Here is a 17208-nt window from a genome sequence, read left to right as displayed (position 1 = left end):
CGGGTCGCCACAGCAGGAGGGGCACCCATGGCAACGCAGTTCCAGGTCGACACCGACCGCATCCAGGCCGCCTCGGCCGACATCAGCCGCATCTCCGCGGAGATCGACGGCCAGGTCACCGCCATGATGGCGCGGCTGGTCGGCCTCCAGGACGCCTGGACCGGCACCGCCTCGGCGCGGTTCCAGGGCGTCGTGGCCGAGTGGCAGGGCACCCAGCGACAGGTGCGCGCCTCGCTCGACAGCATCGGGTCGGTGCTGGCGGCGGCCGGGGCGCAGTACGCCGAGACCGAGGCCAACGCGGTGCGTCTCTTCACCTGAGCCTGCCCCACCTGGGGCGGTTGGCGTGGGGCGGGGGCACAGCCGAGAACGCCGGTGCCCCGGCCACCGCGGGGAGCGGAGCCGGGGCACCGGATCAGGCTGGTCGTGCGGCCGTCCTGCCGTCCAGGCCGGCTACTCGGCCGTGATGGCCCGCAGCACGTCGAGGCGTGCGGCTCGACGCCCCGGCCAGAGGGCCGCGAGGACCCCGACCACGCCGGCGAGCACCACGAACACCGCCAGCTGGGTGCCGGGCACCGAGAGCACGTCGATGCCGTCGTCGGCGAGTGCCCGCTGGAGCGCCCACCCGGCCCCGACGCCGAGCACCACGCCCAGCACGGCTCCGAGGAGGGCGATGGCCACGGACTCCAGCCGCAGCATGGTGCGCAGCTGGCGACGGCTCAGGCCGACCGCGCGCAGCAGGCCGATCTCGCGGGTCCGCTCGATCACCGACAGGGCCAGGGTGTTGACGATGCCGAGCACCGCGATCACGACGGCCAGGCCGAGCAGGGCGTAGATCATGTAGAGCAGCTGGTCGACCGGCTTGCGCTGCTCGGCGGCGAACGCGTCCTGGTCCTTCAGCGTCACCGTCGGCAGGCCGGCGATGACCTTCTCGATACCGGCCTGCACCGCAGCGGCGTCGGCACCCGGCTCGCGGACCACGAAGGCCATCGAGTCCTGGGCCGGCACGCCGGCCGCCGTGGCCGCGTCCATGGAGACCAGCACCGGGAGCGAGAGGGCGTCCATCGACCGGTAGATGCCGGCGACCCGGTAGGTGCCCTCCTGCCCCGCGATCTTGACCTTCACCGACGAGCCCACGGACAGCTTCTGCGCCTTGGCCTTGTCGTCCTGGAGCAGGATCGTTCCCTTGTTCAGGTCCGACAAGGACCCCTTGACGAAGTCGAGCGGCACCGCCGTGCCGAAGGTCTGGGGGTCGATGGCCGCCGAGTAGCTCCCGCCGTCGCCGATGTCGATGCTGGCGAACCGCATCGGGCTGACCGTCTCGACCCCGGGGACGGCGGCCACCCCGCGGGTGACCGACGTCGAGAACGGCTGCGAGATGGCGTTGGAGACCACGTAGTCGGCGACGAAGTTCTGGTCGACCGCCTTGTCGATGCTCGCCTTCGCCGAGGCACCGAAGACCGACATCATCGACACCAGGGTCAGGCCGATCATGAGCGCGGAGGCGGTGGCGGCCGTCCGGCGCGGGTTGCGCACGGCGTTCTGCTCGGCCATGGCACCGACGGCGCCGAACGCCTTCCGGTAGACCAGACCGGTCGCGGAGACCACCGGCCGGCCGAGCACCGGGCTGGTGAGGGCGAACCCGATCACGAGGCCGAAGACACCTCCACCGACCCACACGGCCCGGTGGTCGACCCAGCCCACCGCCCCAGCGGTGCAGGCGACCAGGCCCGCGGCGACGAGCAGCCCACCGACGATGAGCCGCCAGTGCAGCGCGGCCTCCGGCATGGCGACGTCGTCACGCATGGCCGCCACCGGTGCCATCCGCCCGGCCCGGCGAGCGGGCAGGTAGGCGGCGACCATCGTCACGGCCAGCCCGACGGCATACGCCGCCACGGCGGTGGAGGACTTGAACACCAGCGGCGAGCCGCTCAGGTCGAGGCCGAACTGGGCGAACAGCGCCTTGATGCCGACCGCGAGCACGAAGCCGAGCACGAGGCCGGCTGTCGCACCGACCAGGCCGACGACGAAGGCCTCGAAGAGCACCGACCGGGTGACCTGGCGGCGCGTGGCACCGAGGGCGCGCAGCATGGCGAGCTCACGGCTGCGCTGGGCGACCAGGATCGAGAAGGTGTTGACGATGAGGAACGACCCCACGAACAGGGCGATCCCGGCGAAGACGAGCAGGAACGTGCTGATGAACGACAGCGCCTTGTTGATGCCGTCGGCGGCCTCCTTGGCCGCAGCCTTACCGGTGACCGCCTCGAAGCCGGCCGGCAGCTTCTTCTGCACGGCGGCCGCGAGGTCCTCCTGGCTGGTGCCGTCCTTGGCCGTCACCCACGCCTCGGTGTACGCGTCCTTGCCCCCGAGGTAGAGGTCCTGGGCGGTCTTGGTGTCGAAGAAGGACAGGCTGGCGCCGACGGTGCCGCCGGACTTGAACTCCGCGATGCCGACCAAGGTGGCCTTGACCATGGGGCGCTCCCCGCTGGTGACCAGCGTGACCTCGTCGCCCACGCGGTAGCCGGCCCGCTCCGCCGTGCTCTTGTCGAGCGTGACCTCCCCGGTGCGCAGCGGCCAGCGACCCGTCGTGATGGTGGCGGCCGGCTCGCCGGAGGCGGTCGGCGCGTCGTTGTGGTTCAGGCCGAGGCCGGGGGCTCCCTGGCCCCCGATGAGCTTGCCCTTCTTGGACACCACGAAGGTGGTCTGGTCGCCGATGTTGCCGTCGGCCCGGGCAGCGCCGGGCGTGGACGCGAGCTCGCGCACGACCGAGCCGGGCAGGGTCTTGGCGCTCCTCGTCTGGTCCATGTCACCGCTGGCGGACGCCGGGCGCACCACGACGTCGCCGACGGTGTCGACGATGCCGTCGAAGGCCTTGCCGAGGGTGTCGGTGAAGATGAGCGAACCAGACACGAACGAGACGCCGAGCACGATGGCGAAGGCGCTCATGAAGAGCCGCAGCTTGCGGCCCATGAGGGACTTCCAGCTGGCGCGCAGCACGTCAGGCCTCCGTCCCGTGGTGCCCGACCTCGGCGGCGCGGGCGGCGCGCGCCTCGGCGCTGCCGGGCACGTGGCCCTTCTCGAAGCCCTTCATGCGCTCGAGCACCTTCTCGGCGGTCGGGTCGCGCAGCTCGTCGACGACGCGGCCGTCGGCGAGGAAGACCACCCGGTCCGTGTGGCTGGCGGCACCGGGGTCGTGGGTGACCATGACGATGGTCTGGCCGAACTCGTCGACGCTGCGGCGCAGGAAGCCCAGCACCTCGGCGCCCGAGGCGGAGTCGAGGTTGCCGGTGGGCTCGTCGGCGAAGATGATCTCGGGCCGGCTCATCAGCGCCCGGGCGCAGGCCACCCGCTGCTGCTGGCCACCGGAGAGCTGGTTGGGGCGGTGCGAGAGGCGGTCACCGAGGCCGACGGTGTCGATGACGGTGGCGAACCACTGCGGGTCGGGCTTGCGGCCGGCGATGGCCAGCGGCAGCACGATGTTCTCCTCGGCCGTCAGGGTCGGTACGAGGTTGAACGACTGGAAGACGAAGCCGATGCGGTCGCGGCGAAGCGTCGTCAGGGCCTTGTCCTTCAGGGTGCCGAGTGAGACGTCGCCGATGAAGACTTCACCATCCGACGGCGCGTCGAGGCCGGCGGCGCAGTGCATCAGCGTCGACTTGCCCGAACCCGACGGGCCCATGATGGCGGTGAACTCGCCGCGGGCGATATCGAGGCTGACGGCGTCGAGCGCCGTGACCTCGGTGTCGCCGCGGCCGTAGACCTTCGTCAGGCCGACGGTGCGGGCGGCGGGCTGGGTGGTGGCGGGCCGCGACGGTGCTGCGGCGTTCATCGTGGTCATGGAAGAGCTCCCGGCTCTGGTCGTGTCGTTGGGTACGGGGGAAACGCTAGGGAAGCGACGACGCCGCTGCCCTCAGGTTCGCCCCTGAGCCCACCCTGAGAACACCCCTGAGCGGTGTACGGGACGTCCACCGGTCGGTGGACGAAGCCGGACATCGGGGACACCGAGGAGCGTTGTCGGACAGGTGGGTCCGCTCAGTGGACGACGAGTTCAGGGTGACGGGCTCAGTGGGTGACGGGCTCAGTGGGTGACGAGCTCAGTGGGTGACGAGCTCAGTGGATGGCGATGCGGGACACCTGGTGCAGCTCCGGGGCGTCGAAGGCCTCGCCGCGCACCACGCCGGTGTCCCAGCGCAGCACCAGCCCGCGGCCCCGCACCTCGAGGGTGGCCAGGGTGTTGTCGAACCACGGCCCCTCGGTGATGCGCCAGTTCAGCGGCGCATCCGGCACTCGCTTGGTGTGCGAGACCAGCCACTGGAGCGGCCGGTTCAGCCCGCGCGCCAGCAGTGCCTGCGCGACGCGGGCCTGGCGTGGCAGCGGGTTGCGGATCGGCGAGCAGACCGCCTGCACGACGCGGCTGGCGCCGGGCCCGAGCTGGTCATGGTCGATCTCGGTGACGTAGGAGTTGTGCACGTCGCCCGAGAGGAACGTGATGGTGCCGGGCGGCCGGCCGCGCTCACCGCGGGCCACCTCGACCACCATCTGGAGCACCTTCGCGAAGCCCTCCTGGAACGCCGCCCAGTGCTCGAGGTCGACCGCGCGGCGCATCCGCTCGCCCCAGGGCTCGACGCGCTTGCCGAAGGCACCCTCGGACATCGCCTCGTTGATCGCCTCGAGGTCGTGGATCCCCTGCGCCAGCAGGAAGGGCAGCGAGGTGCCGATGAACAGGTGGTCGACGTCGCCGTGCAGCTCGCCGTCTAGCCACTCCATCTCGGCGTCGTCGAGGATCGAGCGGCGGTCGGGGTCGAGCACCCGGGCCGCCCGCGAGTCGACCACGACCAGGCGCGACTCCCCGAGGTCGCGGGAATAGCTCCACCGGTAGGTGTCCGGGTGCTTGTCCACCCGTTCGGCGAAGGCGTCGAGCGTCTCGGTGAGGTCGAGCTCGTCGGTGGCGCCGGAGTCGCGGTGGGCCGCGATGAGCTGCCAGATCTCGTCCTCGCGCAGGGCCTCCGGCGAGAGGTTGCCGGCGTGCTGGTAGACCCAGTAGGACGCCAGGCCGCCGACGATGCGGTCGTGCCACCACGGCTTGGCGTTCATCTCCCGGTGCCAGTCCAGCGACGTGTTCCAGTCGTCGCGGATGTCGTGGTCGTCGAAGATCATCGCGCTCGGCAGCGTCGACAGCAGCCACCGGTTCAGGGGGTCGCTCCACGCCAGTCGGTAGAGGTGGGCGTACTCGAGGTAGTCCTTGAGCTCCTCCCACGGCGGCTCGTCGAGGCTGCGCCTCGAGGCGATGAACTCCTGCATCGCCTCCGACGTCTCGTCGGCGTAGACCTGGTCGCCGAGGAAGCAGACCAGGTGCGGCCACTGCGTCGGGCTGGTCCGGCTCAGGTGGAACGCATACGCCCGCAGGGCGTCGACCCCGTTGGAGGCGTTGCCCTCCGCGTCGTGGGGCACGCTGGTGCGGCAGGACCCGAAGGCCATCTTCGTGGGCCGGGTCTTCACCAGCGCGTGGATGCGGCTCGGCGGCAGGCCCGGGAAGCGTGGCTCCGGCTCGGGCCAGACCACCTCGCCGTCGACGGCCACCTCGTACTCGCTCGACGAGCCCGGCTCGAGGTCCTCGAGCACGAGCAGCGCGTAGTGGTGGCCGTGCACCGTGAACGTGGGCTCGGACCACTGGCGGCCGAAGGCCGACAACGTCACGGTGGCGCGGTCGCGGGTCTCGACCCAGACCGTGGCACTGGACTCACCGGCATACCGCAGCAGGGGTCCGAGGACCAAGGGGCCGGTGTCGTCCACCCGACAGTTCTACACGGCAGACCGCTGGTGGCGGGGACAAACGCCGAAGGGCGGCTCCCCTGTCGGGGAACCGCCCTTCGGACGTGGTGCGTGTGCCGTGTGGCCGGCTGCCGGGGCGAGCCCCGGCGAGCTTCGTCAGAAGCCCATGCCACCCATCTCGTCGCCACCGGGAGCCATCGGCGCAGCCTTCTCGGGCTTGTCGGCGATGACGGCCTCGGTGGTGAGGAAGAGGGCCGCGATGGACGCCGCGTTCTGCAGCGCCGAGCGCGTGACCTTGGCCGGGTCGATGATGCCGGCGGCGATCAGGTCGACGTACTCGCCGGTGGCGGCGTTGAGGCCCCAGCCGGACTCGAGGTTGCTGACCTTCTCCGCCACGACGCCGCCCTCGAGGCCGGCGTTGATGGCGATCTGCTTGAGCGGGGCCTCGGCCGCGACGCGAACGATGTTCGCACCGGTGGCCTCGTCACCCTCGAGCTCGAGCTTCTCGAAGGCAGCCTTGGTGGCCTGCAGCAGGGCCACGCCACCACCGGCGACGATGCCCTCCTCGACGGCAGCCTTGGCGTTGCGCACGGCGTCCTCGATGCGGTGCTTGCGCTCCTTGAGCTCGACCTCGGTCGCGGCGCCGGCCTTGATGACCGCAACACCGCCGGCCAGCTTGGCCAGGCGCTCCTGCAGCTTCTCGCGGTCGTAGTCGCTGTCCGACTTCTCGATCTCGGCGCGGATCTGGTTGACCCGACCCTGGATCTGGTCCTGGTCGCCAGCGCCCTCGACGATGGTCGTCTCGTCCTTGGTGACGACGACCTTGCGAGCGCGACCGAGCAGGTCGAGCTCCGCGGTGTCGAGCTTGAGGCCGACCTCCTCGGAGATGACCTGGCCACCGGTGAGGATGGCGATGTCGCCGAGCATGGCCTTGCGGCGGTCACCGAAGCCGGGAGCCTTGACGGCCACGGACTTGAAGGTGCCGCGGATCTTGTTGACCACCAGGGTGGACAGGGCCTCGCCCTCGACGTCCTCGGAGATGATCAGCAGCGGCTTGCCGGACTGCATGACCTTCTCGAGCAGCGGGAGCAGGTCCTTGATGCCGGAGATCTTGGAGTTGACCACGAGGACGTACGGGTCCTCGAGGACGGCCTCCATGCGCTCGGTGTCGGTGACGAAGTAGTGGCTGATGTAGCCCTTGTCGAAGCGCATGCCCTCGGTGAGCTCGAGCTCGAGGCCGAAGGTGTTGCTCTCCTCGACGGTGATGACGCCTTCCTTGCCGACCTTGTCCATGGCCTCGGCGATCATCTCGCCGATCTGGGGGTCAGCGGCGGAGATCGAGGCCGTCGAAGCGATCTGCTCCTTGGTCTCGACGTCCTTGGCCATCTCGAGGAGCTGGCTGGAGACGGCCTCGGTGGCCTTCTCGATGCCGCGCTTGAGGGCCATCGGGTTGGCGCCGGCCGCGACGTTGCGCAGGCCTTCCTTGACCAGGGCCTGGGCGAGGACGGTGGCGGTGGTGGTGCCGTCGCCGGCGACGTCGTCCGTCTTCTTGGCGACCTCCTTCACCAGCTCCGCGCCGATCTTCTCGTACGGCTCGTCGAGCTCGATCTCCTTGGCGATCGAGACACCGTCGTTGGTGATCGTGGGGGCGCCCCACTTCTTCTCCAGGACGACGTTGCGGCCCTTCGGGCCGAGGGTGACCTTGACGGCGTCGGCGAGGGTGTTCATGCCCCGCTCGAGACCGCGGCGAGCCTCTTCATCAAAAGCGATGATCTTGGCCATTCGGGTGGTTCCTCCCACGCGAATCGTGTGCGGCGGCCTCGCGGTGCCCGCGACGGACGACCCGGTTCCCGCGGCTCACGTCGCACGCGTTCCCCGGGCCTCACGTTGAGGCCAGGAATTGTCACTCTCACTGTGAGAGTGCTAACGCCCATTATTGGCACTCGCCCCGGGAGAGTGCAAACGCCTCCCGCCGGTATGCCGCGGCCCGGCGTCCCAGCCCCGCGCCCGGTACGAGCCGCCAGGGCGTGTTCGTTCCTCGCCGCGGACGTCGAAGGTTCGCTCGCGTTGGCGAGGAACGAACACGCGCGAGCCGTCAGGCGCGGGGGAAGCGGAGCGTCACCACCTGGAAGGGTCGCAGCGCGAGCGCCACCCCGGCGTCGCCCTCGTCCGCCACCCCGGGCGTCTCGAGGGGACGCTCGAGCAGGTCCACGGCATACGCGCCCTTGTGGGCGAAGCCGGCCCGCACCCGCGCGGTGCACCGCCGGCCCAGCCCCTCGTAGAGCCGTACCACCACGTCACCGGACTCGTCGTCGGCCAGCTTCACCGCCTCGACCCACACGCCGTCGTCCTCGACGACCACCAGCGGCTCGACCGGCTCACCGCTGCCGCGCACCGCCCGCACCGGCAGGTTGACGCGGTAGCCCTCGCGCACGGCGTCGGCGATCGAGGCGCCGGGCACGAGGGCGTAGCGCAGCCGGTGCACGCCGAGGTCGGCGACCGGGTCGGGGCTCTGCGGCGCCCGCAGCAGCGAGAGCCGCACCTGCGTCGTGGTGCCGCCGCCCTCGCGGTCACGGCGGGTCACGTCGTGGCCGTAGGTGGAGTCGTTGACGACGGCCGCCCCGAAGCCGGGCTCCCCCACATGGACCCAGCGGTGGGCGCAGACCTCGAACTTGGCGGCGTCCCAGCTCGTGTTGGCGTGCGTCGGCCGGTGCACGTGGCCGAACTGCACCTCGGACGTGGAGTGGTCGGTGGTGACGTCGAGGTCGAACCCGGCCTTGAGGATCTGCTCGCGCTCGCGCCAGTCGACCTCGGTGTCGACGTCGACCCGCGCCTCCCCGGCGGGCAGCGTCACCAGCTGCGTCACCGTCGACTGCCCGAACCGCCGCACCACCCGCACGCCACCCTCGACGGCCTCCACGGACTCTGCGTCGGTGAGGTCACGAACGACGTTGCGGTAGTAGGGGTCGACGTCCCAGGCGTCGAACCGCACCGGGGTGTCCGGGTGCAACTGCAGCAGGTTGCCGGCCGACCCGGGCGCGAGGGACTCACGACCCGAAGCGGCGTCGACCACGGAGGTCAGCAGTCCCCGGTGGTCGACGCGAGCCGTCACCAGGCCGTTGTCGAGGACGTGGCCGTCACCGTCGGCGCGCACCTCGACCGGCGGGACCTGGCCCACCGGCCCGGCACCGAGCGCTGCGACGCCCTGCCGCTCGTGCGGAGTCGCGCTGAAGGCCACCTCCACGTCGCCTGCCCCGGCGAGCGCCGCCTGCGCCTCGGCGATGACGCCCTCGAGCTCGGCTGCCACCGCGGCATACGCCTCCACCGCCTCGCGGTGCACCCACCCGATGGAGGAGCCGGGCAGGATGTCGTGGAACTGGTGCAGCAGCACCACCTTCCAGAGGCGGTCGAGGGCCGCATACGGGTATGCCGCGCCGGCGCGGACCGCAGCGGTGCTCGCCCACAGCTCGGCCTCGCGGAGCAGGTGCTCGCTGCGCCGGTTGCCCTGCTTGGTGCGAGCCTGGGAGGTGTAGGTGCCACGGTGCATCTCGAGGTAGAGCTCGCCGACCCAGATGGGGGCGTCCGGGTACTCCGCCTCGGCCTGCTCGAAGAACCGGTCGGGGCGCTCGACCTCGACCCGGGCCGAGCCGTCGAGGTCGCGCAGCCGCGCGGCCCGGGCGAGCATCTCGCGGGTGGGCCCGCCCCCGCCGTCGCCCCAGCCGAACGGCAGCAGGGACCGCGTCGCCGCGCCCTTGTCGGAGAAGTTGCGGGCGGCGTGCGCCACCTCGGCCCCGGAGACCTCCGAGCCGTAGGTGTCAGCCGGCGGGAAGTGGGTGAAGACCCTGGTGCCGTCGAGGCCCTCCCACCGGAACGAGTGGTGCGGGAACCGGTTGGTGGTGTTCCACGAGATCTTCTGGGTGAGGAACCAGCGGGAGCCCGACAGGGCCACGAGCTGGGGCAGGGCCGCGGTGTAGCCGAACGAGTCCGGCAGCCACACCTCGCGCGTCTCGATGCCGAGCTCATCGAGGAACCACCGCTTGCCGTGGTTCAGCTGCCGGGCCAGTGCCTCGCCGCCGGGCATGTTGGTGTCGGACTCGACCCACATGCCGCCGACCGGCACGAAGCGGCCCTCGCGCACCCGCTCGACGACGCCGGCCCAGACCTCCGGCCGGTGCTCCTTGAGCCAGGCGAACTGCTGCGCCGACGACATCGCGTAGACCAGCTCCGGGTGGTCGTCCATGAGCGCGACGACGTTGGAGCAGGTGCGGGCGACCTTGCGCACGGTCTCGCGCACCGGCCACAGCCAGGCGGAGTCGATGTGCGCGTGCCCCACGGCAGAGATGCGGTGCGCGCTGGCCCGCGCCGGCTGCGCGAGCACGTCCTTCAGCTCGTCGCGCACGTCGGACGCCGTGCCCGCGAGGTCGGCGACGTCGAGACGGTCCATGGCACGGTCGAGGGCGCGCAGCAGCTGCCACCGCCGGGCGTCCTCCACCGGCAGCTCAACGGCCAGCTGGCCCAGCACCTCGAGGTCCTGCTGCAGCTCCCAGACCTCCTGCTCGAAGACCGCCAGCTCCGCTCGCTCCACGCGGTACCTCGGCTCGCGTCCGGCCGTCTCGGGGTCGCCGAGCGGGCTGGGCCGGAAGTCGAAGCCGCCGCCACCGAGCAGCAGCGGGTTCGAGGCCGCCTCGACGAAGAGCTCGACCTGCTCGCCCCCCTGTGCAGTGTCGGCGACGCGCACCCACTGGTTGCGGGGGTTGAGCCCCTTCACGGGGGTGCCGTCGGCGCGGTAGACGAGCCCCTCCACGTGGAACCCGGTGCGGTCGGGGTCGAAGCCGAGGTCGAGGCGCAGGTCGACGGGCCGCCCCGCGTGCGCCGCGGGCACCTGCGCGCGCACCCGGAACCACGTGGTGCCCCACGGCGCGCCCCAGCGCTGGCCGACGTGCGCCGGCTCGTATGCCGCGGCGAGGCCCTCGCCGACCGGCACCGGTTCGCCGGGCGCCTCCCACGACGCGAGGTCGACCGGCACCGGGGACGACCAGACGGCGTCCTCGATGCGCTGCAGGGTCCGCAGCAGGCGGCCCTCGATGAGCTGGCGGTCGTCGTGCATGGCTCTCCTTGCTGGCTGCTTCGGGGGTCTGGGGTCGGGCTGTGCCGGGGTGGATGGCTGCGGTCGAGGCGGCCGGCGCCTTGGCGTCAGGCTGCCACCGAGACGACGGTGCGGTCACTGCGCTCGAGGAGGTGCGGCCCGTCGTGGCCGGTGAAGCGCTGGAGGTCGCCGCGCACCGGAGTCCGGCGGCCGTCGGTGCAGACCAGCATGGCGCCGTCGGCGTCGACGGCCACCCACTCGTCGCCGACGTGGAGCAGCACGGGTGCGTCCCGCCCTGCCGAGATGGCGGTCCGCCCGGCCGCCATCCCACCGAGGACGTCGCCGTCGGCGCAGGCGACCCAGGTGGTGGGCGAGCCGGGCGCCGCGCCATGCGCCGGACGGTGCCAGTCGCTGCCGCCGACCGGCACGGGGTGGCCGGCCGCTGCCCACCAGGCGAGCGGACCTCCATCGGCCAGGTCGGTCCACGGCCAGTGCCACACCTCCGCGAGCTGTGCCGGCTCGGGCAGGACGTGCCGCCAGGCACAGTCGCCGGCGACGGGGTGGTTCACCGACAGCAGGCCACCGCGGCGTTCCACCTCCGAAGCCCACTCGCGCGCGGGCCGGCGGAAGTCGACCCAGCCGATGTCGCCGAACGCGTTGGCGTGCCCGTCGGCCGTGGTGACCTCCTGCCCGGGCAGCAGGCTGATCCCGTGGCGGCGGCCTGCGTCGCCCAGGAAGGAGTGGTGGCTCGTCGTGTTGTGGTCGGTGACCCACAGGAAGTCCAGGCCGGCCCCGGCTGCCAGAGCCGCCAGCGCGTCGACCGAGAGGATGCCGTCGGAGTGGTGGGTGTGGGCGTGGCAGTCCCCCGCCAGCCACTCGAACCCGTCGACAGCCGGGAGGCGCCGGCGCGGGGCTCGCTCGGACAGGGCGACAGGACCCGGCCCTTCGGCGGCGTCGGCATCCGGCCGGGTGACGGCGGTCTCCTCCACCGTGACCACCCAGGCCAGGCCCGAGGCCGGCAGCCGGTGCAGCCCGAGCACCACCTGCCACTCACCCGCGGGGAGCCCTCGCTCGAGGTAGCCGGGCGTCGACCAGTCCCGCCCGAGCTCCACACGGTCACGCGCGCCGCCCGACCAGCCGCGCCACCCGACGGGATCGACGAGGCCGAGGTCGAGGACTCCCGCCGAACCGTGCGACCGGTCGTGGTCGAGGGTGACCCGCAGGCCCGGGCAACCCTCCGGCACGTCGAACGAGAGGTACTGCCAGACCGACTCGGCCCGGTGGTCGGGGGTCCACCGTCCCGTGAAGCGGGTCACCGGCCGATCAGCTCGCCGTCGCCGTCCGCGCGGTAGAGCAGCACCCGCTCCGAGCTGGGGGCCAGGTGCACGGTGTCGCCGAGAGCGGGCTCGTCGGACTCGGGCACGACGGCGCGCACCGACTGCTCGCCCGCCTGTGCCGTGACGAGGACGCTCACGCCGAGGTTCTCGACGGCGGTCACCTCACCGCGCGCCGCCCCCTCCGCAGGCGCCGGGAGGCACTGGACGTACTCCGGTCGCACCCCGTAGACGACCTTGTCGCCCTCGGCCACCGGCCACGCCGACGCACGTCCGCCCTCACCGGGCACGGGGAGGGTGAAGCCGCCGAAGTCGAGCGCGCCACCGACCACCTGCGCGTCGAGCAGGTTCATCGGGGTGGCCCCGATGAAGTTGGCGACGAAGGTGTTGGCGGGCCGCTGGAAGACCTCGCGCGGCGTCCCCACCTGGCGGATCCGGCCGCCGTCCATCACCGCCATCCGGTCTGCCATGGCGAGGGCCTCGGCCTGGTCGTGGGTGACGAAGACCGTGGTCACGCCGAGCGACTTCTGCAGCTGCTTGAGGAAGGTACGGGCCTCGAGCCGCAGCCGGGCGTCGAGGTTGGACAGCGGCTCGTCGAAGAGGAAAACCTGGGGGTGGCAGGCGATCGCCCGGGCGAGGGCGACCCGCTGCTGCTGGCCGCCGGAAAGCTGGGCCGGACGTCGCTCCATCAGCGCCGCCAGGCTCAGGCCCTGCGCGGTCTCGAGCGCGCGGGCCGACCGCTCGTCGCGGCCCACCTTCTGGATCCGCAACGGGTAGGCGATGTTGTCGGTCACCGTCATGTGCGGGAAGAGCGCGTAGTCCTGGAAGACCATGGCCACGTCACGCTCCCCCGGCTCGAACCCGGTGACGTCGCGGTCGCCGATGTCGATGCGGCCCTCGGTCGCCGCCTCGAGGCCGGCGAGGGTGCGCAGCAGGGTGGTCTTCCCGCACCCGGAGGGGCCGAGGAGGGCGAAGAACTCCCCGTCGGCGATCTGCAGGTCGACCCCGTCGACGCCACGGACGCCGTTGGGGTACTCCTTGACCAGGCCGGTCAGCGTGACGGATGCCATCAGCCCTTGATCCCTCCTTGGAAGGCGAAGCCGTAGCGTCGGTTGACGAACAGGTACAGCACCACCACGGGCACCGAGTAGACGAGCGCGAACGTGGAGATGAGCGCGAAGTTGGGCTGGCCACCGGCGTCGTAGAAGGTGTACATGACCACGGCGGCGGGCTGCTTGGACGGGTCGGACAGCAGCACGTACGGCACGAGGAAGTTGCCCCACACCTGCACCAGCGCCCACACCCCTACGGTGGCCATGCCGGGCCGGATGACCGGCAGCACGACGTGCCGCAGGATCTGGCTCGGCGAGGCGCCGAACACGCGGGCCGACTCCTCGTAGGACCGCGGGATGGAGTCGACGAAGTCCTTGAGCATGAAGACCGCCGCGGGCAGCAGCCCACCGCTGAGGACGAGCACCACCCCGAACTGCCGGTCGATCAGCCCGAGCTGGAACAGCATGAGGAAGATCGGCACCATCGCTGCGGTGCCCGTGACGATCGAGCTGAGGAGCAGCAGGGCGTACAGCAGCTGGTCGCGCCCCGGGATCCGGACGCGGCTGAGGGCGTAGGCCGCCAGCGCAGCCAGCACGATGACCAGCAACGACGAGCCGACTGACAGCACGAGCGAGTTGCGGATCGAGGGCCACGTCTGCGGGTTGGCCAGCAGGTCCTCGAAGTTGGCCAGCGTGAATCCGGAGAGCGAGGCCTTGTACGACGGTGTCGGCGAGAACGGCGTGAGCACCAGCCACAGCAGCGGGAGCGCGAAGAAGACGACGAGCAGGCACACCACGGCATACATGACCGAGCGCCCCGCCACGAGCCGCAGGGCACCGGCTCCCAAGCCCCTTCCGGGTCCCGAGCCGGTTCCAGACCGCGAGCCCGAGACGGTGCCCGAGCCCGTGCCCGAGCGGCGTTGCCCCGCAACCGTGCTCATGCCGCCTCCGGCTCACGGGTGCGCAGCAGTCGCACGTAGACGACGGCGATGACGAGGTTGGCCAGGAGCAGCAGCAACGAGATCGCCGACCCGTAGCCGAGGTGGCCGCCGATGATGGCCTCCTTGTAGATGTAGACGGGCAGGACCTCCGACTCGCGGTTGGGCCCACCGCCGGTGAGCAGGTACGGCGAGAAGTCGTTGAAGGTCCACAGCGTGATGAGCAGGGTGTTGGTGAGGATGTGCCGCTTGACGGTGGGCAGCACCACGTCGCGCAGCTGCTGCCAGCGTGTGGCTCCGGCCATGCGCGCCACCTCGAGGTGCGAGCGCGGCACCGTGCTGAGGGCGGCCGTGTAGAGCAGCATCGAGAACGCGGTCCCGCGCCAGATGTTGAAGACGATGATGACCGCCATCGGGTGGTCGAGCGCCCACGCCATGTCGGTGGTGCCGATGAGGGCGTTCAGCGTGCCGTTGCGGCGGTCGAGGAGGGCCTGCCACAGGAAGGCGACGACCGAACCGGGGAGGATCCACGCCAGCAGCACGAGCACCGAGAGGGTCGCGCGCACCGGCCGCTGGGCGGCGCGGAAGTACCACGCCAGTGAGAACCCGAGGACGTTCTGCCCCAGCACCGCCGAGCCGCCGACGAACAGCAGCGTGAGGTAGAGCGACTTCGCGAACGCCGGGTCGGACAGCGCGCTCGTGTAGTTACCGAGGCCGACGAAGACCGGTGCCTGGGCGCCCGAGCCGGTGAGGCTGTAGTCGAGCAGCCCGAGGTAGAGCGTCCAGGCCGCCGGGAAGACCAGGAACACGCCGACCAGCACCAGGGCGGGAGCGACGAACGCGACCGCACGCGCCCGCCCGAGCCCGACGACGTCGCCGTCGCGACGGGCCCGCGGTGTCGTCGCGACCGGCCCGGGTGCCGGCGCCGGGGCACCGCCCGGCGCCGGCGCGAGGTCAGCTGCCGGCGACGTGCTCGGCGCCAACGGCCTTCTCCAATGAGGTCGAGTAGGTCTTGGCGGCCTCGTCGGGGCTCTTGCCGGCGACGACGTCGGCGGTCGCCTGCTGGATCGCCAGCGACACCTCGTTGTACTTCTCGTCGGACGGGCGGTAGGTCGTCAGCGGCAGCACCTCGGAGGAGATGAAGCTCAGCAGCGGGTCGTTCTTGAGCGTCTCGTTGTTGACGTCACCACGGGCCGAGATCCGGATCTGGGCCTTGGAGAGCTCGGTCTGCATCTCCTTCGACGCCATGAACTCCATGAGCTCCCACGCCTGCTGGGGGTACTTCGTCTTCGGGTTGAGCATCCAGCCCGAGCCGCCCGAGACGCTGACGAAGTCCTGGCCGTTGACACCACCCTTCGGCTTCTGTGCCGGGATCTTCGCCCATCCGACGACCTTGTCTCGGTCGGGCATCGAGGTCGTGGCGCAGTCCGCCTTGCTGGGGCAGATCACCGAGCGCCAGAAGTAGTCGCCCTCGGCCAGGATGCCGATCTTGCCCTGGCTGAACTCGGCGAAGGACTGGTCGCGGCCGGCCTTGTCCTGCTGCATGCGCGGGTCGCCGAGGCCGCCGCCGTAGAGCTTCTGGTAGAAGCCGAGCACGTCCTTGACGCCCTGGGTGTCACCCTGCCAGGAGCCGCTGCCGTCGTCGTAGAGCGGCTTGCCGGTGCCGGCCAGCAGCGGCAGGAAGCCCTGCGCCGTGGTGGCCTCACCCATCGGGACGCCGGCGTTGATCTGGATCGGGGTGACGCCCTTGAGCTTCTTCAGGGCCTGTCCCGCCTGCAGGATCTCGTCCCACGAGGTCGGTTGCCAGCTCTCGGGCAGCCCGGCCTGGGCGAAGAGCTTCTTGTTGAAGTAGAGGACCCGGCCGTCGGTGCCGTTGGGCACGCCGTACAGCTGGTCCTTGAACGTCAGGTTCTGCTGCACCGCCTTGGAGATCTGCGACCAGCCGTCCCAGCTCGCGGGCTTGTCGCCGACGACGTCCTTGAGGGGCTTGACGTAGCCGGCGCTGGCGAGCTCGCCGAGCCAGATGCCGTCGGCGGCGAAGACGTCGGAGCCGCTGCCCGTCTTCAAGTTCAGCTCGAGCTTGGTCTTGTACTGCTCGTCCTCGACGCCCGAACCGTTGAAGGTCACCTTGGCGGTCACCCCCTTGTCCTTCTGGGCCTTGACGAAGCCGGGAATGACCTTCTCGGTGATCCAGCTGGCCTCGGCGGCGTTCTTGCCGCCCACGACGTCGTTGGCGCTGATGACCAGGGTGACGTCCTTGGCGTCGGCATTGGCCTTCGGATCGCTCTTGTCCTCGGCGCTCTTGGCGCCGACACAGCCCGAGAGGACGACGGATGTGGCAAGACCTGACACCAGCAGGGTGGCGCGTGACGGTAGACGCATCGAGCAACCTCCGAGGGCGGACGGCGCCGGCGTCGAGCGCCGGCCGCGGGTCGACGGTGACCACGCGGCACTGACCCTGCCACAGAGTTTTCTGCCGGTCTACGGTGACTTATCGGGAGTTTGTCACCTGAGACGTCGGCCGCTTCCGGCGACGAGCAGCACCGCAGCGCCGCAGCGCCGCAGCGCCGCTGGTCAGAGGTGGGTGCGCAGGGCGGCGTCGGCCTCGGAGGTCACCGGGTCGTCGAGGTCACCGACATAGACCGCGTATGCCGTGCGGGCCGGGTTCGAGCGCAGCTCACCGAGCACGTGCCGCCAGGCCGCGAGGTTGGGGTGCTCCACGGTGGTGCAGGCCTCGGCCGGGGCGAGGGTCGCCACGGCGGACTCGAGCTGGGCGGCGGTGAGGTCGATGGTCGCCGTGGAGCCGTCGTGGCCGAGCACCTTGGCCAGGATGACGCCGGGCAGGTTGTGGGCACCGCCGGGAGCGTTGATGTGAGGAAACTCCGGCTCGGGCGAGCTCGAGGCGGAGCTGAGCCCCACGGCATACGCGGTCGGGGGCTGCCAGCCGGGGATGGTGGCGGCGACCGCCTCCTTGATGGCCTTGAGCCCCTCGGGCGTGCTCCAGTCGGCGTTCGAGGTCGGGGTCATCG

The 17208-nt window shown here is 71.3% G+C and carries 12 protein-coding genes; 1 reads left to right on the top strand and 11 read right to left on the bottom strand.

The annotated features are described in order from the left end of the window. Nucleotides 1–27: 27 nt before the first annotated feature. Nucleotides 28–318 (top strand): WXG100 family type VII secretion target, encoded by a 291-nt coding sequence (locus BMW78_RS15370; protein WP_091761562.1) that lies wholly within the window; start codon nt 28–30, stop codon nt 316–318. Between the two features lie 132 nt (nt 319–450). Here the strand turns inward: BMW78_RS15370 and BMW78_RS15365 are convergent, their stop codons facing one another. The 11 genes from BMW78_RS15365 to BMW78_RS15315 all read right to left on the bottom strand — a co-directional run bounded on the left by BMW78_RS15365 (nt 451) and on the right by BMW78_RS15315 (nt 17206). Then, a complete protein-coding gene (locus tag BMW78_RS15365; protein ID WP_091761561.1) occupies nt 451–2994 on the bottom strand; it encodes an ABC transporter permease in 2544 nt (847 codons plus the stop codon). Nucleotide 2995: 1 nt separating this feature from the next. Then, nucleotides 2996–3826, bottom strand: a complete 831-nt coding sequence (locus BMW78_RS15360) for an ABC transporter ATP-binding protein (RefSeq protein WP_218144391.1) — start codon at nt 3824–3826, stop codon at nt 2996–2998. 281 nt (nt 3827–4107) lie between these two features. Continuing rightward, on the bottom strand, nt 4108–5790 hold the full coding sequence (locus BMW78_RS15355) for an alkaline phosphatase D family protein (protein ID WP_091761558.1): 1683 nt from the start codon (nt 5788–5790) through the stop codon (nt 4108–4110). Nucleotides 5791–5925: 135 nt separating this feature from the next. Next, nucleotides 5926–7551, bottom strand: coding sequence for a chaperonin GroEL (gene groL, locus BMW78_RS15350; protein ID WP_091761556.1), 1626 nt, complete (start codon nt 7549–7551; stop codon nt 5926–5928). Nucleotides 7552–7864: 313 nt separating this feature from the next. Then, on the bottom strand, nt 7865–10876 hold the full coding sequence (locus BMW78_RS15345) for an alpha-mannosidase (RefSeq protein ID WP_091761554.1): 3012 nt from the start codon (nt 10874–10876) through the stop codon (nt 7865–7867). A gap of 86 nt (nt 10877–10962) precedes the next feature. Next, the gene (locus BMW78_RS15340; RefSeq protein ID WP_091761553.1) at nt 10963–12171 is read right to left on the bottom strand and encodes a CehA/McbA family metallohydrolase; all 1209 of its coding nucleotides are present in this window, start codon (nt 12169–12171) and stop codon (nt 10963–10965) included. Continuing rightward, nucleotides 12168–13259, bottom strand: coding sequence for an ABC transporter ATP-binding protein (locus BMW78_RS15335; protein WP_091761551.1), 1092 nt, complete (start codon nt 13257–13259; stop codon nt 12168–12170). Before BMW78_RS15335 ends, BMW78_RS15340 begins: the two co-directional genes overlap by 4 nt. Continuing rightward, nucleotides 13259–14182: a carbohydrate ABC transporter permease gene (locus BMW78_RS15330; protein ID WP_245735894.1), complete on the bottom strand. Its 924-nt coding sequence runs from the start codon at nt 14180–14182 to the stop codon at nt 13259–13261. The genes BMW78_RS15335 and BMW78_RS15330 overlap by 1 nt, the downstream gene beginning before the upstream one ends. Next, on the bottom strand, nt 14179–15162 hold the full coding sequence (locus tag BMW78_RS15325; RefSeq protein WP_143056287.1) for a carbohydrate ABC transporter permease: 984 nt from the start codon (nt 15160–15162) through the stop codon (nt 14179–14181). The genes BMW78_RS15330 and BMW78_RS15325 overlap by 4 nt, the downstream gene beginning before the upstream one ends. Next, nucleotides 15134–16561 carry an extracellular solute-binding protein gene (locus BMW78_RS15320; protein ID WP_091761550.1) on the bottom strand — a complete coding sequence of 476 codons (1428 nt, stop codon included), beginning with the start codon at nt 16559–16561 and terminating at the stop codon, nt 15134–15136. The genes BMW78_RS15325 and BMW78_RS15320 overlap by 29 nt, the downstream gene beginning before the upstream one ends. A 192-nt stretch (nt 16562–16753) precedes the next feature. Next, nucleotides 16754–17206: a hypothetical protein gene (locus BMW78_RS15315; RefSeq protein WP_091761548.1), complete on the bottom strand. Its 453-nt coding sequence runs from the start codon at nt 17204–17206 to the stop codon at nt 16754–16756. Nucleotides 17207–17208: the final 2 nt, after the last annotated feature.

This window comes from Pedococcus cremeus, assembly GCF_900111375.1.
GTDB classification, from domain to species: domain Bacteria; phylum Actinomycetota; class Actinomycetes; order Actinomycetales; family Dermatophilaceae; genus Pedococcus_A; species Pedococcus_A cremeus.
The sequence above is the reverse complement of the archived record's forward strand: the minus strand, read 5'-3'. Positions and strand labels throughout refer to the sequence as shown.

Bases quoted from the DNA above. Each gene is read 5' to 3' on its own strand.
- BMW78_RS15360 (WP_218144391.1), bottom strand. From the start codon at position 3,826: ATGAACGCCGCAGCACCGTCGCGGCCCGCCACCACCCAGCCCGCCGCC.
- groL (WP_091761556.1), bottom strand. From the start codon at position 7,551: ATGGCCAAGATCATCGCTTTTGATGAAGAGGCTCGCCGCGGTCTCGAG.
- BMW78_RS15335 (WP_091761551.1), bottom strand. From the start codon at position 13,259: ATGGCATCCGTCACGCTGACCGGCCTGGTCAAGGAGTACCCCAACGGC.
- BMW78_RS15315 (WP_091761548.1), bottom strand. From the start codon at position 17,206: ATGACCCCGACCTCGAACGCCGACTGGAGCACGCCCGAGGGGCTCAAG.
- BMW78_RS15370 (WP_091761562.1), top strand. From the start codon at position 28: ATGGCAACGCAGTTCCAGGTCGACACCGACCGCATCCAGGCCGCCTCG.
- BMW78_RS15345 (WP_091761554.1), bottom strand. From the start codon at position 10,876: ATGCACGACGACCGCCAGCTCATCGAGGGCCGCCTGCTGCGGACCCTG.
- BMW78_RS15320 (WP_091761550.1), bottom strand. From the start codon at position 16,561: ATGCGTCTACCGTCACGCGCCACCCTGCTGGTGTCAGGTCTTGCCACA.
- BMW78_RS15330 (WP_245735894.1), bottom strand. From the start codon at position 14,182: ATGAGCACGGTTGCGGGGCAACGCCGCTCGGGCACGGGCTCGGGCACC.